Annotated in this window: 18 protein-coding genes; 9 read left to right on the forward strand and 9 right to left on the reverse strand. The window is 44.7% G+C overall.

All coding sequences use genetic code 11. The features are described 5' to 3' along the window. Positions 1-228 precede the first annotated feature (228 nt). Complete coding sequence (gene pflB / locus JKJ11_RS05695) at positions 229-2505, reverse strand: formate C-acetyltransferase (protein WP_124940904.1); 2277 nt, start codon at positions 2503-2505, stop codon at positions 229-231. Between the two features lie 259 nt (positions 2506-2764). After that, positions 2765-4312, reverse strand: a complete 1548-nt coding sequence (locus tag JKJ11_RS05700; RefSeq protein WP_031494604.1) for a DUF3360 family protein — start codon at positions 4310-4312, stop codon at positions 2765-2767. Between the two features lie 889 nt (positions 4313-5201). Between JKJ11_RS05700 and JKJ11_RS05705 the strand changes: the two genes are divergently transcribed. The 4 genes from JKJ11_RS05705 to JKJ11_RS05720 all read left to right on the forward strand — a co-directional run bounded on the left by JKJ11_RS05705 (position 5202) and on the right by JKJ11_RS05720 (position 8382). Beyond that, positions 5202-5972, forward strand: coding sequence for an ABC transporter ATP-binding protein (locus JKJ11_RS05705; protein WP_006075027.1), 771 nt, complete (start codon positions 5202-5204; stop codon positions 5970-5972). 91 nt (positions 5973-6063) lie between these two features. Further along, positions 6064-6834 carry an L-arginine-binding protein AotJ gene (gene aotJ / locus JKJ11_RS05710; RefSeq protein ID WP_031494603.1) on the forward strand — a complete coding sequence of 257 codons (771 nt, stop codon included), beginning with the start codon at positions 6064-6066 and terminating at the stop codon, positions 6832-6834. A gap of 121 nt (positions 6835-6955) precedes the next feature. Next, positions 6956-7696, forward strand: a complete 741-nt coding sequence (locus JKJ11_RS05715; protein ID WP_038230091.1) for an ABC transporter permease — start codon at positions 6956-6958, stop codon at positions 7694-7696. Positions 7697-7698: 2 nt separating this feature from the next. Then, the gene (locus JKJ11_RS05720) at positions 7699-8382 is read left to right on the forward strand and encodes an ABC transporter permease (RefSeq protein WP_006075030.1); all 684 of its coding nucleotides are present in this window, start codon (positions 7699-7701) and stop codon (positions 8380-8382) included. Positions 8383-8532: 150 nt separating this feature from the next. Here JKJ11_RS05720 and xthA read toward each other — a convergent pair whose 3' ends face one another. After that, complete coding sequence (xthA, locus tag JKJ11_RS05725) at positions 8533-9339, reverse strand: exodeoxyribonuclease III (protein ID WP_252038862.1); 807 nt, start codon at positions 9337-9339, stop codon at positions 8533-8535. A 176-nt stretch (positions 9340-9515) separates the two neighbouring features. Here xthA and JKJ11_RS05730 point away from each other — a divergent pair, with 176 nt between their 5' ends. After that, complete coding sequence (locus JKJ11_RS05730; protein WP_252038863.1) at positions 9516-11633, forward strand: methyl-accepting chemotaxis protein; 2118 nt, start codon at positions 9516-9518, stop codon at positions 11631-11633. A gap of 116 nt (positions 11634-11749) precedes the next feature. Here JKJ11_RS05730 and JKJ11_RS05735 read toward each other — a convergent pair whose 3' ends face one another. The 6 genes from JKJ11_RS05735 to JKJ11_RS05760 all read right to left on the reverse strand — a co-directional run bounded on the left by JKJ11_RS05735 (position 11750) and on the right by JKJ11_RS05760 (position 18027). After that, the gene (locus tag JKJ11_RS05735) at positions 11750-12733 is read right to left on the reverse strand and encodes an alpha-L-glutamate ligase-like protein (protein ID WP_252038864.1); all 984 of its coding nucleotides are present in this window, start codon (positions 12731-12733) and stop codon (positions 11750-11752) included. A gap of 3 nt (positions 12734-12736) precedes the next feature. Further along, positions 12737-14242, reverse strand: a complete 1506-nt coding sequence (locus JKJ11_RS05740) for an inactive transglutaminase family protein (RefSeq protein ID WP_006075034.1) — start codon at positions 14240-14242, stop codon at positions 12737-12739. Positions 14243-14295: 53 nt separating this feature from the next. Continuing rightward, complete coding sequence (locus tag JKJ11_RS05745) at positions 14296-15030, reverse strand: ATP-dependent zinc protease family protein (RefSeq protein ID WP_006075035.1); 735 nt, start codon at positions 15028-15030, stop codon at positions 14296-14298. A gap of 158 nt (positions 15031-15188) precedes the next feature. Next, positions 15189-16166: a tRNA 5-methoxyuridine(34)/uridine 5-oxyacetic acid(34) synthase CmoB gene (cmoB, locus tag JKJ11_RS05750; protein ID WP_031493418.1), complete on the reverse strand. Its 978-nt coding sequence runs from the start codon at positions 16164-16166 to the stop codon at positions 15189-15191. 67 nt (positions 16167-16233) lie between these two features. Further along, entirely contained in the window at positions 16234-16962 is a 729-nt protein-coding gene (gene cmoA / locus JKJ11_RS05755; RefSeq protein WP_006075038.1) for a carboxy-S-adenosyl-L-methionine synthase CmoA, read from the reverse strand. 183 nt (positions 16963-17145) lie between these two features. Next, positions 17146-18027, reverse strand: coding sequence for a DUF72 domain-containing protein (locus tag JKJ11_RS05760; protein WP_252039099.1), 882 nt, complete (start codon positions 18025-18027; stop codon positions 17146-17148). Positions 18028-18314: 287 nt separating this feature from the next. Between JKJ11_RS05760 and aspS the strand changes: the two genes are divergently transcribed. The 4 genes from aspS to ruvC all read left to right on the forward strand — a co-directional run bounded on the left by aspS (position 18315) and on the right by ruvC (position 22262). Then, the gene (gene aspS / locus JKJ11_RS05765; protein WP_063605598.1) at positions 18315-20093 is read left to right on the forward strand and encodes an aspartate--tRNA ligase; all 1779 of its coding nucleotides are present in this window, start codon (positions 18315-18317) and stop codon (positions 20091-20093) included. A 312-nt stretch (positions 20094-20405) separates the two neighbouring features. After that, a complete protein-coding gene (gene tnpA / locus JKJ11_RS05770; RefSeq protein WP_252038865.1) occupies positions 20406-20852 on the forward strand; it encodes an IS200/IS605 family transposase in 447 nt (148 codons plus the stop codon). Positions 20853-20980: 128 nt separating this feature from the next. Next, the gene (locus JKJ11_RS05775; protein WP_252038866.1) at positions 20981-21727 is read left to right on the forward strand and encodes a YebC/PmpR family DNA-binding transcriptional regulator; all 747 of its coding nucleotides are present in this window, start codon (positions 20981-20983) and stop codon (positions 21725-21727) included. 13 nt (positions 21728-21740) lie between these two features. Then, the gene (gene ruvC / locus JKJ11_RS05780; RefSeq protein WP_006075042.1) at positions 21741-22262 is read left to right on the forward strand and encodes a crossover junction endodeoxyribonuclease RuvC; all 522 of its coding nucleotides are present in this window, start codon (positions 21741-21743) and stop codon (positions 22260-22262) included. The last annotated feature ends 23 nt before the right edge of the window (positions 22263-22285 follow it).

Here is a 22285-nt window from a genome sequence, read left to right on the forward strand (position 1 = left end):
AGATGTTTTATTATTAAGTTGAGTGTGACACGAAAGAAAAAGGTTAGTCAGTGATCTATAGATGAAAAAGTATCTCTATCGTAGCGAAATTGTAAACAATCCTTAACCAGTGAGAACTAAGTACTTTTTTGTAGATAGGAATCAAAATTAGGCAGAAATTAAAAATAGATAGAAATAAAAAAAACCTCGCCGAAGCGAGGTTTTTATCTCAATCAGTATAATCTCAGATTATAGAGATTCAGTGAACGTACGTGCGATTACGTCAGCTTGTTGCTCTGCAGTTAGAGAGTTGAAGCGAACAGCGTAACCAGATACACGGATTGTTAGCTGAGGGTATTTCTCAGGGTGCTTAACAGCGTCTTCTAGAGTTTCACGGTTAAGAACGTTCACGTTCAGGTGTTGACCACCCTCAATGCCAGCTTCGTGGTGGAAGTAACCATCCATCAGACCGGCAAGGTTAGCGCGTTGGCTGTCTTCTTCTTTACCTAGAGCGTTTGGAACGATAGAGAAAGTATAAGAGATACCATCTTTAGCGTGTGCAAACGGTAGTTTACCTACAGAAGTAAGTGAAGCTACAGCACCTTTCTCGTCACGGCCGTGCATTGGGTTAGCACCTGGTGCGAAAGGAGCGCCTGCGCGACGACCATCTGGAGTGTTACCAGTTTTCTTACCATATACCACGTTAGAAGTGATAGTTAGGATAGACTGAGTAGGCACAGCGTCGCGGTAAGTTTTCAGTGAACGGATCTTGTTCATGAATACTTCTACTAGTTCACAAGCAATGTCATCTACGCGAGCATCGTTGTTACCGAACTTAGGATAGTCGCCTTCGATTTCGAAGTCGATTGCAACACCGTCTTCGTCACGTACTGGCTTAACTTTAGCGTACTTGATAGCAGCTAGAGAGTCAGCAGCAACAGAAAGACCAGCGATACCACAAGCCATAGTACGACGAACGTCACGGTCGTGTAGAGCCATTAGTGCAGCTTCGTAGCTGTACTTGTCGTGCATGAAGTGGATGCTGTTTAGTGCAGTTACGTACTGCTTAGCTAGCCAATCCATGAAGTGGTCTAGTTTGCCCCATACATCGTCGAAGTCTAGAACTTCGTCAGTGATCTTAGGCATTTCTGGGCCAACTTGAATCTTAAGCTTCTCGTCCACACCGCCGTTGATAACGTATAGAAGAGTCTTAGCTAGGTTCGCACGAGCGCCGAAGAATTGCATGTGCTTACCAATAACCATTGGAGATACACAACATGCGATTGCATAGTCATCAGACTCGAAGTCTGGACGCATTAGGTCATCGTTCTCGTACTGGATAGAAGAAGTATCGATAGATACTTTTGCACAGAACTTCTTGAAGCCTTCAGGTAGCTGCTCAGACCAAAGTACAGTGATGTTTGGCTCTGGAGAAGGACCCATAGTGTATAGAGAGTTTAGGAAACGGAAGTTTGAACGCGTAACAAGCGTACGACCGTCAAGACCCATACCACCCATAGACTCAGTTGCCCAGATTGGGTCACCAGAGAACAGATCATCGTACTCAGGAGTACGTAGGAAACGAACCATACGTAGCTTCATTACGAAGTGGTCGATCATTTCCTGAGCTTCAACTTCAGTAATCTTACCTTCAGCGATGTCACGCTCAATGTAGATATCTAGGAAAGTAGAAGTACGACCTAGAGACATTGCAGCACCGTTTTGAGACTTAACAGCAGCTAGGTAGCCGAAGTAAGTCCACTGAATAGCTTCTTGAGCTGTTTCAGCTGGGCGAGAGATGTCGCAACCGTATTTCTCAGCCATAACTTTCATTTGGCCAAGTGCACGGTGTTGCTCTGCGATTTCTTCGCGAAGCTGCATAGTCATTTGAAGATCTTCGCCGTTCTCGAAACGCTCTTGTAGAGAAGCGAATTGAGCTAGCTTGTCTTGCATTAGACGGTCAATACCGTAAAGAGCCACACGACGGTAATCACCGATGATACGACCACGACCGTATGCATCTGGAAGACCAGTTAGAACGCCTGACTTACGGCATTTCATGATGTCTGGAGTGTAGATATCGAAAACACCAGCGTTGTGAGTTTTACGATATTCAGTGAAGATTTTCTTAACTTGTGGGTCTAGTTCGCGGTTGTACGCTTTGCATGAACCTTCAACCATACGGATACCACCGTTAGGGATGATTGCACGCTTAAGCGGCGCTTCAGTTTGAAGACCTACGATAGTTTCAAGATCTTTTTCGATGTAACCTGCATCGTGAGCAGTGATGGTAGAGATAACTGAAGTATCAAAATCAACTGGTGCGTGAGTTGAGTTTTCTAGTTTGATACCTTCCATTACCTTAGCCCAAAGCTTGTTAGTTGCTTCAGTACCTTCAGAAACTAGGAAAGACTCGTCACCCTCGTATGGAGTGTAGTTCTTTTGGATGAAATCACGAACGTTAACTTCGTTTTGCCACTCACCTGCTGCAAAACCTTCCCAAGCTTTAGCAAATTGCTCTGCCATGACATACCTACCTTTTTAGTAGAAAAAACACGTACTGTACGCTTTTACGCATGTTCACCGGAGGATGAACCAGTACACTTGAATAAAAATATCTATAACCACTTAGGGTTAGTATGGATATAGATATTGTCATTCCCTACGTTAAAATCAAGCTTACACTAAAAATAATTTGTAAAACTTAAACTAAATCAATAAAAGTTAAAAAAGTTTGATAAAAATATGGGCAGTGAATGTCACTGCCCAAATAATCAACTAGATATTATAGGAAAGCTGGAATGCCGTACTGGCCTTCTAGCATACCTACAGCTAGCATCGCTACTAAGCAGATAACGAACACACCCACAGGGATGACAATCTTATCTACAAAAGATAGACGAGAAGCACGTTCTTTGTCACCAATTAGACCATTATTATCTAGGAACATGGTTAGCGCCCATGCCAACACTGGGTTAGCAACGACTGATGCAAAGATACAGATACCTGCCGCTTGTGAATCCTTAGTCTCTTTTACCATCTGCATACCAGCTTCAAGTAGAGGAAGGAATACACCCACTAGTAGCGCAACGCGCATTACTGGAGGCCATACTGCTACGTCCATTGGGAAACCAAGAATAGCAACAATGATACATAGAGAACCAAGTAGAATCGCACCTGCTGGAATTGGACGCTTAGCGATCGCAGCTGGGATCATGTAAGTACCCCAAGAAGAAGTGATGTTACCACCACCAACCGCAGTACCTACCATTTGACGGATAGAACACATAGTCATTGTGTCATCTACATCCATGAGTACTTTTTCAGTCTTACGTGGGTAGTTAAGTTCTTGGAAAATACGGTGACCAAGGAAGTCAGGTGACCACATCGCAACCGCTAGAATCGCAAATGGTAGAGAAGCAATAAAGTGTTGTAGGTTTGGAAGACCTAGCATCCAACCTTCTTCTGTACTGCCCCACCAGTAAACTGGATTTAGGTTAGGAAGACCCATTTCAGTTTCGAACGTTAAGTCGAAACCAGCACCTAGACCAAGGGCTAGTAGAAGACCCGTAACTGCACAAACCGGAATAGCAAGCCAACGCATGTTGATCTTAGCGAGGTAGGCGTACACAGCGATGTTGATGCCCAGTACGACCAAGCCAACATAACCCATGCTGCCTGCTTCAACACTCGCAGATTGCAGACCTACTGCCCATTCTTGAATGGAACCGATTTGGCTCATCGTACCGGTGAAGCCGAGGAAGATTAATAAGCCCCCCGCCGTGCCTTGGGAGGTGAGGTTTACAAGCTTTGAGCCACCTTTGAAGTAACTTAGCAATAGGCCGAACACACCAAGAAGGATTGCAAGAGCAAGAGGGTGAGCACCAGCAAGCGCGATAGAACCGATAAGTGGGATCATCGGACCGTGGTTACCAGCAAGGTTAGCTCTTGGGTTGATGAAACCTGATGCAAGAACACAGAAAAGAAGTGCTGGGATTAGCATTTCTACACGTGCAACTTCGATCGCAAACTCTTTCCCAAGGTTTACGTGATCCCAAGCAGCGGTTAGACCGTCAGCCCATGACATCATTACTGCAGAGTACATTGCAATAATGCCGATGGTACCAGCAAGAGCAGGTACTAAATCTTCTAGTTCAAAGCGGAAGTCACGGCCTGGTAGGTTTAAACCAAAGCGGCGCGGTTTCATGATTTGAAGTTCGTGGTCTAGGTATTCAGAGCGGCTGGCAAACTCAGATGCCGGACGGTGAAGCTCTTGATAGCTCTTAGTCTCGATATCCGAATCAGAATGCGCTTTGTTAACTGCGTCTGACATAGATTCCTCATATATATAAAAAGTTAGTCGTTTGGCTTGATAAACGAACTGGTTCACACCGACTTGGCTAGGCTGCTGCACGTTAACGACGTGCTAAGAATAGACGAGATTCCTAAAAATGGGGTGAATAATTCGTGCTATATCAATGGAGCCGAGTCTAACAAGCAACACTAAGACCTTGATTGATCTTGATCACTTTAAGAAAAAATGTGAAAGAAAACTACAACAGTTGTTTGAATCAGCGCACTTTATTAACAGTGAGCGTAAGCGACTTTCAATATGAAAATTTTATGAACAACATCATTTTTATCAATAAGTATTGGCTGCTCCCCCAGTTAACGGAGTCGGCAGTGAGATTGACGAAGTTTATTTGATTGTGGTGACGAAACTCAGATGTTGACGAAGTGGGTTTGCTTATAAAACAACCATTAGGGGCTGTGGAGGGCGAAGTAAGCCAAGAGTAATCAATACCAGTGCTTGTGCTCAGTATTTTGATCTAACTATCAAAACACTCAACTAGCTCATTATCTTAGCTAATGCGTCATTAGGCAGACTTATATTCCGATATTTTGATGTATGGCAGAGATAAGGGCTAAATTATGATTGTTTTGTGTAACATTTGTGCAATAAATTCACATGGAGAATAAAAAATCACCAATGACTAAATGTGCAGCATTCAGTAAAGATTATTCACAATTATAAGTTATAAACTCTTTAAATTGCATAAATCGTCAGATACAATCGCTGTGTTAAGAATAAAAACAGGTTAATAGTTTGTTGCAAACTGTACATTGTAGTGCTAGCTTGTATCGAACGAATAAAAGGTCGGAGTACCTTTCGCCTCTAATAATAGGCATAGCAGTCAATAATATACAGGGAGCACAAGCGCATGAATGATGTACCAGCGCTGGACATAAAAGAACTGCACAAGACCTTTGGTCAAAATGAAGTTTTAAAGGGGATTTCCCTTTCTGCACACAAAGGTGATGTCATCTCGATTATTGGCTCATCTGGTTCTGGAAAAAGTACATTTCTTCGTTGTATCAACCTTCTTGAAACACCCACAGAGGGCGAAATTTGGGTTAACGGTGAGTTAATCGAAATGAAGCGCAATCGTTCGGGTGAGTCTCTTCCTGCCAATGAAAAACAAGTTCAGCGAATCCGTTCTCGCTTGGCTATGGTATTTCAAGGTTTCAACTTGTGGTCTCATATGACGGTGCTGGAAAATATTATTGAAGCACCCGTTCATGTTCTGGGCGTGCCGAAAGCTCAAGCTATTGAAAATGCAGAACTGCTTCTTAAAAAAGTAGGCTTGTATGAGCGTAAAGATTATTACCCAGGGCACCTTTCTGGTGGTCAGCAGCAGCGTGCTGCTATCGCTCGCGCACTGGCAGTTGAACCTGAAGTTATGCTTTTCGATGAGCCAACGTCTGCTTTGGACCCAGAACTGGTAGGTGAAGTTCTGGGTGTAATGCAAGATCTCGCGGAAGAAGGTCGCACCATGTTGGTAGTGACTCACGAGATGGCGTTTGCCCGTGACGTTTCAAATCATGTGATGTTCTTACACCAAGGTCTAGTTGAAGAGCAGGGTGATCCTGCCAAACTGTTCACTAACCCTGAATCTGAACGTTTACAACAATTTATCTCATCCATCTACTAATATAGAGGGTGGCATGTCGGAACCTAGGTTCCGAGAACAATCAAACAAACACAACATTAATAACAAAAATCTCAATCACAGGAGTATGGAAATGAAAAAGTGGTTAATGGTAGCAGCACTTGCTGCAACGGCAGCAACTGGAGTAGCACAAGCTAAGGAATGGAAAACTGTGCGCTTCGGTATTGAAGGTGCTTACCCTCCATTTAGCTGGACTGAAGCTGACGGTTCACTAAAAGGTTTTGACGTTGATATGGCAAACGCATTATGTGAAGAGCTTAAGGCGAAGTGTGTGATCGTCCCTCAAGATTGGGATGGCATCATTCCTTCACTATTGGCGCGTAAATATGACGCAATTATCGCAGCAATGTCTATCACGGAAGAGCGTAAGAAGAAAGTTGACTTTACTGGTAAATACGCACAAATCCCTAACAAGTTTATCGCTAAGAAAGGCGCTGGCTTGGACTTTGATAACCTAAATGGTGCGAAAATTGGTGTACAGCGTGCAACTACGCACGACAAGTACCTAACAGATAACTACGGTGACCAAGTGGAAATCGTTCGTTACGGCTCTTTCGATGAAGCATACTTAGATCTAGCAAACGGTCGTATCGTTGCTGTTCTTGGTGATGCATCAGCACTTGAAGAAGGTGTAATCAATAAAGATGGCGGTGACGCGTACGAGTTCGTTGGCCCTTCTTTGACAGATCCTAAGTGGTTTGGTGAAGGTATGGGTATCGCAGTTCGTAAACAAGACAAAGACTTAACTAAGCAACTTGATGCGGCTATCAAATCTCTACGTGAGAAAGGTAAGTATCAAGAGATTGCAGCTAAATACTTCAACTACGATGTATACGGCGACTAATCACTTAGCTTAAATAACGATAAGGGCTTGAGCTAGTCTCAGGCCCTTTTACTAAAAAGCGTGTCACAGTTGTTTTTTAGTATGACTTACCAACAAATTTGCTGTGCTGTTGGAAGGAACTATGCTCGATTTACAAGGATATGAAGCCTCAATATTAAAAGGGGCCGTACTGACCATAGAAGTGGCAATACTTTCGCTATTGCTTGCTATGCTCTTAGGTATGTTAGGCGCGCTCGCTAAGCTTGCTCCCTATAAGTGGGCACGTGCGATAGCGACACTTTACACTACCATTATTCGAGGCATCCCAGATCTCGTTTTGATGATGCTAATCTTCTTTGGCGGACAAATACTGCTCAATAACAGTTTGTACGCCGTCAACGAATGGCTCAACAACTGGTTTATGTCCAGTGACCCGAATCATGAGTGGACTTCATACTTACCTGACTATATTGATGTATCTCCATTCGTTGCAGGGGTATTAACTATCGGATTTATCTTTGGTGCTTACATGGCCGAAACTTTCCGCGGTGCAATCATGGCCGTTGATAAAGGTGAAATGGAAGCAGCGAAGGCCTATGGCATGAGCTCTGTCTTAGCATTTAGACGTATACTTCTACCCCAAATGATTCGACATGCTCTACCGGGGTTTGGCAATAACTGGCTGGTACTTCTTAAGACAACTGCACTAGTCTCCATCATTGGACTAGAAGACATGGTACGCGTGAGTTCATTAGCGGCGGGTTCAACCAAGATGCCATTTACCTTCTATATGTCGGTGGCGATTATCTTCTTACTGTTCACCAGCATCTCAACCGGTTTCTTAAAGCTGGTGGAGCGTAAATTTAGTATTCATGTGAGGTAGATATGGACTTTTCATTGATAGTAGAAAGTTTCCCAGTCTATCTGGACGGCCTTTGGACTACCGCATGGTTGGTGTCGCTAGCCCTTGTGATTGGTTTGTGTGTGGCAATACCTTTAGCGGTAGCTAGAAACAGCACAAATTATTTATTCAGTTTACCATCGTGGGGTTTTATCTATTTCTTCCGTGGTACGCCACTGTTGGTTCAACTTTATTTGATTTACTACGGCATGGACCAATTCTTCCCAGTCAAAGATACGTTGTGGGAAAACGCATGGTTCTGTGCGTTAGTCGCGTTTGTACTTAACACATCAGCGTATACGGCAGAAATTATCCGCGGTGCGATAAATGGCTTACCAAAAGGTGAAGTCGAAGCTGCAAAAGCTTATGGAATGAGTCCTTGGAAGACTTATCGTCGCATTATTTTGCCAAGCGCATTACGCAGAGCCTTACCCGCGTACAGTAACGAAGTTATCTTCATGCTTCACGGTTCGGCGGTAGCTGGTATCGTCACTATTATGGATTTGACCGGTGCTGCTCGCTTAGTGAACTCTCGTTACTATGCGCCATTTGAATCATTCCTGACCGCAGGTTTGTTCTATATGGGACTGACCTTCATTATTCTTTGGGTATTTAAGAAAGCAGAGAAGCGATTCCTAGCGTATATGAGACCACTTGAGTCACAGTGATGTAGTTATTCCTTAAGAAAGAATAATTAGAATTATGATCCCCGATTGTTACGAAAGTGATGATCGGGGATTTTGTTTTTGCACTACGCTTTGGGCAGATTCCTGTTCTAGGCAGGAATGACGTTATATTAGCGCAAACCAGAGCTTGGTTTAGCCAAACACAGACCAAATTGGCGCGTGATCAGATGGCTTCTCAATGCCACGTAGTTCGTAATCAATACCTGCTTCTGAACACGTTTCAGCAAGACTCTTCGTAGCCAATACCACGTCAATTCGTAGGCCGCGATTATCATCGAAACCGCGAGAGCGGTAATCAAACCATGAGAATTGATCATCGACGTTTGGATGCAGCTGACGGAATGTATCTACGAAGCCCCAGTCGAGTAGGGTCTGTAACCACTCACGTTCAATTGGTTGGAAGGAACACTTACCAGTCTTGAGCCAGCGCTTACGATTTGGTTCACCGATGCCGATATCTCGGTCGATTGGACTGATATTGATGTCACCCATAACGATAAGCTTCTCATCATTACTATGGTGCTCATTCAAGTAGGTCATCAGATCTTTGTAGAAAGCTTCTTTATAAGGAAACTTGGTCTCATGGCTAATGTTATCCCCTTGAGGGAAGTAGCCATTTAACACGGTCACTTTGTCGCCATTAGCATCTTCGAATGTTGCCATGATCATACGTTTTTGATGATCTTCGTTGTCGGTAGGGAACCCTTTTTGGACCGAGATAGGCTCCTGCTTGCAAAGTATAGCAACACCATAGTGTGCCTTTTGGCCGTGGAAATAGACTTTATAGCCCATAGCCTCTACCGCTTCTACTGGGAAGGCATCGTTATGAACTTTGATTTCTTGCAAACCAATGACGTCTGGCTGGTGCTTATCAATCAAAGCTTGAAGTTGATGAAGTCGAGCGCGTAGGCCATTGATATTAAAACTGATGACTTTCATTTCTCACTAATCCTGTGATTTTTATATCAGGGTCAAAATACTAGCATTGAGCATCCTGAACGTACAACGCTTCAGTTGAGGTGAAGATGTAAAAATGATGTAATAAATCGCTAAATAAAAACGACAATACGTCGATAAAAAAACATACTGGCTCACGTTTGCAAAAAGGATGTACTATGCGAACTCTTTCCGTGCAGTGGAAAATCACGGTGTTAGCAGGCTGTTGCTTGCTATTTACTTCCATAGCTTTGATAGGCTTTTCACTCTATAACGCCATCAACAGCCAAAAAGCAATTCAGACACTCAGTTCCGAATCGGTGGTTGAAAAATCACAGGCGTTACTTGAAGCTCGTGCGGATATTAACGCACGAGAAGTCAAAGATTATTTCAATGAAGCGATTTACCGTGCGGAAATGTTGATCGCCAACGCTAAGTTTCAAAAGTATAACGCAGAAGAAAATTTCGTCCCCAGTGAGGATCTGCGAACGGCACTGGATGAAATGATTCGACAGGCCGTTATCGAGTTTCCTTCTATCCAAGGCGCATACTTAGTCTTCAAGCCAAATATGCTTGATGGAGAAGATTCAAACTATGAGGGAGCCGACTATGTTGGTTCTAATGAGCTTGGACAATTTGCGACTTATTGGCAAATCACTGAGACGGGAGAGAATGCCGTCCGCACGGTTCTAACTAAGCGTAAGCTTGACGCTTTAGAAGATGGGGAACGCTTCTATTGTCCTCTCGCTACCGAAGCATCGTGTGTCAGTACCCCACGACTCAGTGCCATTGGTGATCAGCAACACCTCACTTCATCGCTATCAATTCCAATTGAAGTCGATAACATGTTAATTGGTTTTTTAGGTATCGACCTTAAACTGACTGAGCTCGCCAATACCGTTATGGAGTCAGATGCCAGCCTCTTTAATGGCAGTGGACACGTGAACATCATCAGCCTCGATGAAAGTGTAATTGCCAGTGACGATTCGAGTATTAAAGTTGGTTCTCCTTATCAAAGTGCCATTTTATCGTCAGAGCAGATTACAGACCTGATGTTTGGAGAAGAAGCTAGCGCTCAATGGAGTGCAGATGGTCAGTGGTTAACGGTATTTAATCCAGTCACTATTGCTAATCAGACATGGGGCGTATTCTTTGATATGCCTCGTAGCAGCGTTCTCAGTGATGCTATTGAGCTTGATAGCATTATCTCTAAGCAGTTAGAAGAAGGAATTGTATTTGAAGTCTTAGTGGGTGCTGGCTTTGTCATTGTAGGGCTCGTCATCATTGCTCTAATGTCGCTACGTCTAGTTAAGCCAATTAGAGAGGTAGTTACTCGCTTAGAGGATATTGCCAGTGGAGAGGGGGACCTAACGCAGCGTTTGGAAGTCAAATCGGGCGATGAGATAGGTCAGCTTGCAGAGCAGTTCAATGCATTTTTAGCAAAATTGCAAACGACGATCCAACAAGTTGCCGTAACCACTGAACGCATTGCTGGTACAGCTGAAAGTGCCAATGCCACAGCGGTTGCGACACGAGAGAGTAGTGAAGCTCAATTTAGAGAAGTTGACCTCGTTGCCACTGCGTCAGAAGAGATGACACAAACGGCATCACTCGTGGTGCAAAATGCTGAGGTTGCGGTGCAAGCTGCGGCTTCAGCAAATGAGTCCGCTAGCCAAGGTCAGGAAGTCGTTGAACTGTCAGCCAGTGAAATGGTTCGTTTAGTTGAACAGATGAAAGCTACCGTTCCGGTGGTAGAAGAGCTAGCGAAGAACAACACTAATATCACAGAGATCCTCGCGGTAATTGAAGGCATTTCCGAGCAGACTAACTTACTGGCACTCAATGCTGCCATTGAAGCAGCGCGAGCAGGGGAGCAAGGTCGTGGGTTCGCGGTAGTTGCAGATGAGGTTAGAAGTCTAGCAAGTCGTACTCATGATTCGGTCGGCGAAATCCAAGAAGTTATTGAGCGTGTCCAGAAGGGAACTCGCGATGTGGTGAGCGCGATTCAAGAAGGGTCACAACTTGCAGATTCTACGGCGACGCATGTTCAGCAAGCCGTGGCAGCACTGAGTAGCATCTTCGAGTCTATCTCTGCGATTAACGATATGAATAGCCAGATTGTTAAGGCAGCAGAAGAGCAGCAATCTGTATCGGCGGAAGTTAATCAAAACGTAAGTAACATTCGTGATTTAAGTGCTCAAATCTTAGAGAAGGCGGGAGACTCAGAAAAAGTGGGCAAAGAAATTAACCAGCTTTCTAGCGAGCAACAAGGGTTGATGAGCCAATTCAAGGTGTAACTGCTCCAACTGAACATAACGGTAATAACAAAAAACGCGACCTAATGGGTCGCGTTTTACTTTAACAATTCAGCGAAGACAGAAGTCAGTGCAGAAAAGACATCATCAAGGAAAAGTTATGACGTTTCTACCCCATTAACGTGCCCAAACATCTTAGCCGCATAGGCAACGCGCTCTTCTGGAGAAGGGTAGGTGAACGGGTTTGGTTCGCCTAACGATTCGATGTGCTGCAGTCTCGGTAAGATGCCACTTCCATTGGCGATTTGAATCGCAAGACCAGGACGAGCATTAAGCTCCAACACCATTGGCCCTTCTTCCTTATCTAACACCATATCCGTACCCATATAGCCAAGGCCTGTCATCTCATAAGCACTAGAGGCAAGAGTGAGGAGTCGTTCCCAGTGAGGTACTGCGAGCGTTGCAAGCTCTTTGCCAGTGTCTGGATGGTGAGTTACAGGTTGGTCAAACTGAACCGCTCTAACCGCTTTACCGGTAGCGATATCGATACCAACACCTACTGCACCTTGGTGAAGGTTGGCCTTGCCGTCGGATGCAGATGTAGAAAGACGCATCATCGCCATCACTGGATAACCTTGGAATACGATGATCCGAACGTCAGGAACCCCTTCGTAACTAAAGCCTTCAAAGCAATCATCAAACTTGATGAGGTTTTCGACCACCGCTACATCGTTCTTACCACCTAATGAGAACAGTCCCGCTAGCGCGTTACTGATATGGCGTTCAACGTCTTCTTTGTTAATGGTAGAACCAGATGGTTTGGTGTAGACCCCATCTTTGTGCTCTGTGACCACCAAGATACCTTTACCACCACTGCCTTGAGCAGGCTTAATTACGAATCCTGGCCAGTCTTTGACCATCTCATGGATGGTTTTAACTTCAACTTGGCTTCGAATAACGCCAATCAAGGCTGGCGTGGTTGCGCCAGCTTTTTCTGCGATGATCTTGGTTTTAAGTTTGTCATCAACCAACGGGTATTTAGAACGATCATTGTAGCGACCAATGTAACTATGGTTACGCTGGTTCATACCCATGATACCGCGTTCACGTAACTTAAAAGGACTGGTTAGCTTTCGTAGCATAAATTAGTCCTCCGTTAGAGGTTTGAAACGGCGTAGCTCAGTCAGACGGTAGCCTGTGTAAGTACCTAGCATAAGGATACCGCCAAGGATAACCAATTGCAGACCGATAAAGTTAAACGTTAGATGCTGTACATATGGGTTGGTCATCGCAAGATAAACCAGAACCGCTGTGAGTAGTGAGCCACCACCCTGCAGTACAACCTCTTTCGCGCCTTCCTCTTCCCATAGAATCGACATACGTTCGATTGTCCAAGACAGGATGATCATTGGGAAGAAGGTAATCGACAGACCTTCGGTGAGACCAATCTTGAAGGCAACGACGGTAAAGACTGAAATAATCAAAATAACGGTGATGATAACCGCTGATATCCTGGCAACTAATAGTAAGTTGAGTTTAGATAGATAGCTACGGATCACCAGACCAGTACCCACTATCAGCAAGAAGCCGACAATACCGGTGACTAACTGTGTTTGAACGAATGCTACGGCAATCAGTACCGGCATGAAAGTACCTGAGGTCTTCAGGCCAATCAGTATTCTCAGGAATACAACAATCAAGGCACCAATTGGTATTAGCATGATGGTCTTAAACATGGCTTGCTCTTCGAGAGGCAGGCTATGAATAGAGAAGTTAAGAAGACCGTCAGCATCAACTTTGCTGTTTGTTGCTTCTTGAGGGGATACCTCTTGCGAAATCATGGTGAAATGAACTTTACTGTCTTTACCACCGACGACATCAAGCAAAGAGACGTTAGACTCATCCCAAACCAATAGGTTCTGTTGTTTTTTACCTTCGGTTGTTTCCGGAGAGAAAATTTGCCATTTTTTGCCATCCCATACTTGCAACATTTGTTGGCTGGATTGACGGCGACGACCATCTTCTAATTCAATAACACCGACAACTTTGCTGGGAACATCAGCATACGCTAGAAGCTTAGAGGCTGCTTGCAACTTAGTCATGCTGTTCAGAATGAGCGCCGAGTTTTGGCTATCACCATCGTTCAGTGCTTTGATAAGTTCTCGAGTGAAAGTGATATTGTCGGAAGAGCGAGAGGTGGCGCGTTCTACAAGGGCAATAGCAGCGGCTTCTTCTGGACCATCAAAGGTCGGTTTAATGATTTCTTCTGTAGGAGGTGTCGAGTTAGCGAGCGCTTGGTCATCAACAAGAAATTGAGTTTTGTAGTAGATGGTTTGAGGACCTTGGGCTTGGCGGATTGACCACTCCGCTCGGCGTCCTGCATCAGAATCAACATACGAAACACCGTAGCCTGGTGAAGATGCTGACTCTCCAATGAGTGTAAAGCCTTCTTGAGTATAAGGTGCCGCTAAAGAAACTTTGGCCGGCTTGCCGATGGCGTTAAATTCAACTCTAGCTTCGATATCCCAGACTTGGCGAGTTTCACCTGGAGTCCATGGAACGCCGTACGTCTCGTGTCTGATGACACTAAGCGCAATACCTGCGGCAATCAGTAAGCCTACTGATAGGTAAAATGGAATACGTGAAGTCATAAACAACCTTATTATTGTAATTGCTTTCCCTGAAAGTGTTATTCAAAAGAGATTTATTTGTTAGATGAAAGTATATATTGCTGACTTACATCCACTAAAGCAATATCTTTGATAAATTCTCTTCCTAGTAGTATAGGGTGGGTCATTTGCGAGCGATCCGCCAGTGTAAATTGCGCTTTTTCATGGATTTTTCCTACACGGATCCACAATTCAACTACAGCTCTACGTTCCATTTCATCGCTGGTAGATTGGCGTATTTTAACATATCGGAGTACAGGGGCTTCAATCCAACGTTTTTCCTGCTCTTTAACCTTGTCATTAACGAGGTGAAATTTCACCCATTGCTTCCCATCTCTCTCAAACGCTTGAATATCGGCAGCATTTAATGAAGAGGTTGCTGCTCCAGTATCGACACGCGCATCGAAGGTTTGTTTTAAAACATCGAGTTTTACTTTTTCAACAGAGCCTAAGATTACAGGGCTTGAAATTGAAGGCACAGCAACGATTGCTGGCAGAGGCTTGGAGTCATCAATTTTCTCCAGTCCTTCTACTTGATTGTTCTCTAGTACCTTAATTTGTTCATTAAGTGCGATTATTTCAGATTCCAAACTATCTATGTAGTCAGTTTGGTTGCTCAACTGCAGGTCGATATTGGTGAGGCGATTCTCGAGGCGTTGCTCGGATTGCTCGATTGCATTGAGTGTACTTTGGTGAAGTTCTTGGTGATTAATAGTGGAACAGCCGGAAAGTAAACCGATGGCGACAAGTGGTGCCAAGCGTTTGTACATCTTAAACCCTAAAACAGTAAATAATGGAACAGGAAGTGGTATGGATTTTAGCTGATCAATAAGGGAGTTTGATACTCCCTATTGTCAGAGCTCCGTTAGAGTTATAAACGTCATGTCAAAACTCGATAAAGTGAGACGTATACAACACTTACGATTGATTAATTGCTTGGATTATCAGCAATTAAGATAGCACGACGAGGAGCAGGGTAGCCCTCGACAGTTTTGCTAGGATCGTTCTGATCTAGATACTCAGGCAACGAGTTATGTGTCATCCATTCAGTAGTGCGTTGCTCACCGATTGTCGTCACGTTCTCATCAACGATACGTACATTTTCAAAGCCAACTTTCTCGAGCCAAACTTTCAGTGCAAGTGCTGACGGGAAAAAGTAAACATTGCGCATTTGAGCGTAGCGATCGTGCGGTACTAGGACTGCATTCTCATCACCTTCAATCACCAAGGTTTCTAAAATCAGCTCGCCACCCGGTACCAACTGGTTCTTTAGTTGAATAAGATGATCGAGCGGCGAACGGCGGTGATATAACACACCCATGCTGAATACCGTATCAAACGCTTGCAGTTCAGGAAGCTGTTCAATACCCAATGGCAGTAAATGAGCGCGTTGGTCGTTGCCCATCATTTTGCGAATCGCTTCAAATTGAACCAAGAATAGGTGTGATGGGTCAATACCGACGCATAGACGTGCACCTTCACCTAGCATGCGCCACATGTGATAGCCGTTACCACAGCCAACATCCAGCACAGAGCGATTCTTTAACGGTGAGATATGTGGAAGCACACGATCCCATTTCCAATCAGAGCGCCACTCAGTATCAATATGAATGTCATGAACATGGTACGGACCCTTACGCCAAGGGTGGAAAGTACGCAGTAAGCTCTCAAGCTTTTTCATTTCGCCAGTGGGCAGTGGCTCAGAGTTTGAAATCGTTACACTGTCTTTCAGCTCTACGTTATCAGGCTGACCCACATCAATCTTTGCTAGGGCTCTTAACCAACGATCAAAATCGCCATGCTGAGCGTTTTGCCAGTCAGTCAGCTGTTGAGGCAACACATTAAGCCATGGCTGTAGGCGTGTATCTTGAGCAATAAGTTGGTAGAAGTCTGCAAAATTAAACATTGGATTCTCTAATTTTAAACTTAGCGATATCTCGCTAATGGTATATCTAGGTAATGGTCGTAATGCGCTATTTAATAGCAAACATAGAGCCGAAGTTGAAACACTGGAACCAAACTTCACAGCTACTAAAACCGATCTCTTCAAAGCGTGCTTTGTGCATTGCAATTGAGTCTGGGCGCATGACGTTCTCAATGGCGCTGCGCTTTTGGCTAATTTCGAGCTCGCTGTAGCCATTGGCGCGTTTGAAGTCATGATGCAAATCGATCAATAGTTCATTGGCGCTTTCGTCTTCGAACACATATTTCTCAGATAAGATCAAAATACCGCCCGGGCGCAAACCCGCGTAGATCTTTTCAAGCAGAGTTCGACGATCCTCTGGAGATAAAAATTGAAGCGTAAAGTTAAGCACCACAACGGATGCGTCGGTGATATCAATATCACGAATATCAGCTTCAACGACACTAACTGGAGTATCAGAGCGGTAAGCATTCACATGAAGTTTGCAACGCTCAACCATAGCTGGAGAGTTATCGACCGCAATGATTTGGCAACCTTCTTGAGTAATGTTGCGACGCATAGATAGCGTAGCAGCGCCCAAGGAACAGCCTAAGTCATAAATAGTGGAGTGAGGCTTTGCAAAGCGTTCAGCCAGCATGCCAATAGCAGAAATAATATTGCTGTAACCCGGCACACTGCGTTGAATCATATCTGGGAAGACTTCCGCTACGCGTTCGTCGAAGGTAAAGTCACCAATTTTGTCGATAGGTGCAGAGAATATCGTATCTTTGTTCTGCATATCATTGTTCCCCATGCGGTCTCACTCAGTCCTAAACTTGGTTCAGCGCTTTGCTAAGTACAAGTTCAGAGGCAATAAAAAAGGCGCGCATTTTACGTTATTCATCAAGAAAAGTCATCCTACGTAACTGTATCGCAACTTGTGTTAGGTCAAATCAGTGAGAGATAGACACGCAGTAATGAATTAGAACATTGAAATTTGATGATCGTCGCGCAATGCTGGAATTGCGTTGAGTGGGGAAAGCGTTGTTTGTAGCGTCGCCATATGCTGGCTTAGCACTTCATAAAGCTTAATGGCAAGCTCAGGCGCTTCGACATTGTCAGGAGTATGAATCATAACGTAAGGCTGCTTACCTTGTTGAACCCACTCGGCAAGTTTATTTTCCCAAGGCTTAAAGAAGCGAAGATTTTGTTCCATATCTGGGTGACCAATAAAGCGAATCATTGGATGTTCTGCGGTTGCAATAGCGTGAACAGGTACTTTTGGTTTCTTTTCATGAGCATCGATGACGGCAGGGGTATCCGGCTTGGCCGCGAAAACAGGACGACTATCCATAATAATGCGGTCGATATTTTGCTCCATTAACCATTGGTTAAACCGTCGTTCGTCATCAGATTTATTGAAAAATCCCAAATGGCGAACCTCAACCCCCAACCGCATGTCGCTAGGGAACCACTGGCAAAAAGATTGCAGTGATGCGAGGTGTTCGGGAGCAAAACTGCTCGGAAGCTGAATCGTCCACATACCAATTTTCGAGTGCAGCGGTTCCATAACTTTGAGGAAGTTGTTTAGCTCTGCTCGGCATTGAGTGAGTATTTGCTCGTGGGTGATCTGTTTTGGGAGTTTGAAGGTAAACCGGAAATCTTCAGGAGTCGCACGATTCCAGCTATCGACAGTAGAATTATTCGGTGTAGCGTAAAAGGTGGTATTGCCTTCCACAGTGTGAAAAACAGATGCATAACGCTCCAAGCGCTCATTTGGCTTGGTACCTTTACCATAGAATGAGTGCTGCCAATCACTGTGTGACCACATGGTTAAACCCAATCTTAACTTAAGCTCGCTCATCATCTTCCCTTGCTTTCGTTTCCATCTATGGCATCTCGTGTATTGATTGCAATGTTCTGGCTTCAGTCGTATCAACAGGATTTGTTGATATTTTATCCATTTCAAGAGTTCTAGTGCCGCAACTGGCAATTAAACACAACAATTCTGTCAAATTAGGTCGATTTTAGACGATTTTCCGAGTATAAATGAACCTTTGATTTTATGGGTGTAATGTAAGTTGGCTAGATAATAGTCACTCGCCCATACTATACGTTTCATTATCACTATTGGAAATTGGGAAATTCACTATGCGTAGCCATTACTGTGGTCACCTGAACAAGTCCCTTGCAGGACAAACTGTAGAACTGTGCGGCTGGGTAAACCGTCGCCGAGATTTAGGCGGTCTTATCTTTATCGATATGCGAGATCGTGAAGGTATCGTTCAGGTAGTCGTTGATCCAGATATGGCTGATGCTTACGAAGTGGCAAACCAACTTCGCAACGAATTCTGCATCAAGCTGACTGGTGAAGTTCGTGTTCGTCCAGAAAGCCAAGTTAACAAAGACATGGCAACTGGCGAGGTTGAGATCTTGGCAACTGGCCTTGAAATTATCAACCGCAGTGATGTATTGCCACTAGACTTCAACCAAACCAATACTGAAGAGCAGCGCCTCAAGTATCGTTACATCGATCTTCGTCGCCCAGAAATGAGCGATCGTATTAAGTTGCGCGCTAAAGCATCAAGCTTTGTTCGTCGTTTCCTTGACGACAATGGCTTCCTAGACATCGAAACACCAGTACTAACTAAAGCGACACCAGAAGGTGCACGTGACTACTTAGTGCCTAGCCGTGTTCACAAAGGCTCGTTCTACGCACTACCTCAATCACCACAGCTATTTAAGCAGCTGCTGATGATGTCTGGTTTCGACCGTTACTACCAAATCGTTAAGTGCTTCCGTGATGAAGACTTGCGTGCTGACCGTCAACCTGAATTTACTCAAATCGATATCGAAACTTCTTTTATGTCTGCGGATCAAGTTCGTGAAGTGACAGAAAAAATGGTTCGCGATATGTGGCAAGAGCTATTGAACGTAGACCTAGGTCAGTTCCCAGTTATGCCTTTCTCTGAAGCGATTCGTCGTTTTGGTTCAGATAAGCCAGATCTACGTAACCCGCTTGAGTTAGTAGACGTTGCTGATCTACTAAAAGACGTTGAATTCAAAGTGTTCTCAGGCCCAGCTAACGACGAAAAAGGTCGCGTAGCGGTTATCCGTGTACCAGGCGGTGCTTCTCTAACTCGTAAGCAAATTGATGGTTACGCAGAGTACGTTGGTATTTACGGCGCGAAAGGTCTTGCGTGGATGAAGGTTAACGACCGTGCCGCAGGTATGGAAGGTATCCAGTCTCCAGTAGCGAAGTTCCTAAACGAAGAAGTGATCAACGGTATTCTTGAGCGCACTGAAGCTGAGTCTGGCGACATCATCCTATTTGGTGCAGACAAAGCGAACACAGTTGCTGAAGCAATGGGTGCACTTCGTCTTAAGATTGGTAAGGATCTTGAACTTACTGATGAGTCTAAGTGGGCACCTCTTTGGGTTGTTGACTTCCCAATGTTCGAAGAAGATGACGAGGGTAACCTGCACGCGATGCACCACCCATTCACGTCTCCTCTAGGCATGACTGCGGAAGAGCTAAAAGCGAACCCAGCGGCAGCAAACTCAAACGCGTACGATATGGTTCTAAACGGCTATGAAGTAGGTGGCGGTTCTGTTCGTATTCATAACGCAGAAATGCAAGCAGCAGTATTCGAGATCCTTGGTATCGATGCAGAAGAGCAACGTGAGAAGTTTGGTTTCCTACTAGATGCACTTAAGTTTGGTACACCACCACACGCAGGACTTGCATTCGGTCTTGACCGTCTTGTGATGCTACTTTGCGGTACGGAAAACATCCGTGACGTAATCGCATTCCCGAAAACGACCGCAGCAGCGTGTCTACTGACAGATGCACCAAGTGCAGCAAACCCAGCAGCACTTGAAGAGCTAGCGATTGCAGTAACAGCAGCGAAAGAGAAGAAAGACTCTTAAGGTACGACGTGGTTTTTTAGTTAGTTCGCACGCCTTGGGTAGATTCCTGCCTGCGCAGGAATGACGCATCAACCTTTGGTGTGCTCAAGCTGTCGTAATCCCTGCGTAGGCAGGGATCTTCTAACCGCGAGCACCAAAACTAAAAGCAAAGATCACAACATACCCAAAACTCCCGCAACAGCGGGAGTTTTTGTTTTCTAATCCTAAACCACCTTCTAGGAAGGTGGTGATCGTCCATTAGGGCTTTGCCCGAAGGACGCTCATGTTCAAGATATCCAAGTTTGTAACCAGCAAATCAAGGAGAAAAAGAACATGAGCAGATATGAATCCGCTTCGCACGTATATTACAGGTGCCAGTACTATATAGTTTGGACGCCCAAGTACCGCCTCAAAATACTCAAGGGTAACTTGGGCAAAGAGCTGTACCGAAGTATCTACATCTACAGCAACATGAAAAACTGCAAGGTTGTAGAGTTGAACGTTCAAGTAGATCACGTCCACTTGGTTGTGAGAATGCCACCCAGTTTGAGTATTTCAAAGTATATGGGATTTGTAAAAGGACGGACAGCGATAAGGTTGTTCAACAAATTTCCGTATCTAAGAAAGCAGAAGTTATGGGGCAATAAGTTTTGGCAGCGTGGTTATTTTGTTGATTCGGTAGGAATGAACGAGGAAATAATCCGAAGATATGTCAGGCATCAAGATCGTGTTGGAAAGGAAGAAGAAGAGCGTCAGATGCATCTGGGGTTGAGTAACTAAAAGTTAGCCCCCTTTTAGGGGGCCATTCAAAGCCACCTGCTCAGCAGGTGGATTATTTACTTCCAAAATCTGTATAGTTATACCAACATAAAAAGTAATCCAACTTCATAGAACTCAAAGGATTTGTTATGGCAGGTCATAGTAAATGGGCGAATATTCGTCACCGTAAAGCAGCGCAAGATGCCAAGCGCGGCAAAATCTTCACTAAATTGATTCGCGAAATTGTCGTTGCCGCTAAAGAAGGTGGTGGTGAACCTGAAAACAACCCTCGTCTTCGTGCCGCTATTGATAAAGCACTCTCCAACAATATGACTCGTGATACGGTAAATCGTGCCGTGAGTCGTGGTGCTGGTGGGGAAGGCGATGACAACATGGAAACGGTCATCTACGAGGGTTACGGTCCCGGTGGAACGGCAGTCATGGTGGAATGCATGACCGACAATCGTAATCGAACCGTATCTGGCGTTCGCCACGCATTTTCTAAAGCAGGGGGCAACCTTGGTACTGACGGTAGTGTGAACTACCTATTCGATAAAAAAGGCGTCATTTCTTATGCTCCAGGTCTGGACGAAGACGAAGTGATGGAGGTCGCACTAGAAGGTGGTGCTGATGATATTGAAACCGGAAACGATGGCGCTATTGATGTTTACACCGCGCCTGCCGACTTTGGTGCGGTGAAAGATGCGCTAGATGGCGCTGGTTATCAAGCCGCCAATGCAGAAGTGACGCTTGTGCCGTCGACTAAAGCAGAGCTTGATGAGACGACGGCACCAAAATTACTGCGCTTGATTGACGCACTGGAAGACCTTGACGATGTGCAAGAGGTCTATCACAACGGTGATATCTCTGACGAAGTCGCAGCAAGCCTTGAGTAATTAACGAGAAATCATGTCAATAATACTAGGAATCGACCCTGGCTCGCGTATCACCGGATATGGTGTAATTCGTCAGCAGGGTCGCCATTTGCAATACCTCGGTAGCGGATGTATCCGTACATCAGAAGCAGAGTTACCGGGCAGACTCAAACAAATCTACGCAGGTGTGAGTGAGATCATTACTCAATTTCAGCCAGACGTGTTTGCTATTGAACAGGTGTTTATGGCTAAAAACGCTGATTCAGCGCTTAAGTTAGGACAGGCCAGAGGCAGCGCAATTGTTGCTGCCGTGAATAATGACTTGCCTGTCTACGAATACGCAGCACGCTTAATCAAGCAAGCGGTAGTAGGTACGGGTGGAGCAGATAAAGCACAGGTTCAGCACATGGTTATGGCGATGCTGAAATTGCCGTCCAAACCTCAAGCTGATGCGGCTGACGCCTTAGGTGTAGCAATCTGTCATGCAAACACCAACAAAACACTTGTCGCTTTAGCGGGTAAAGCAACAGGCGCAAAAAAAGGGCGATATCGCTAATCAAATTAATCGCATGAAGCCAT

The organism is Vibrio sp. SCSIO 43133 (assembly GCF_023716845.1).
GTDB lineage: Bacteria > Pseudomonadota > Gammaproteobacteria > Enterobacterales > Vibrionaceae > Vibrio > Vibrio mediterranei.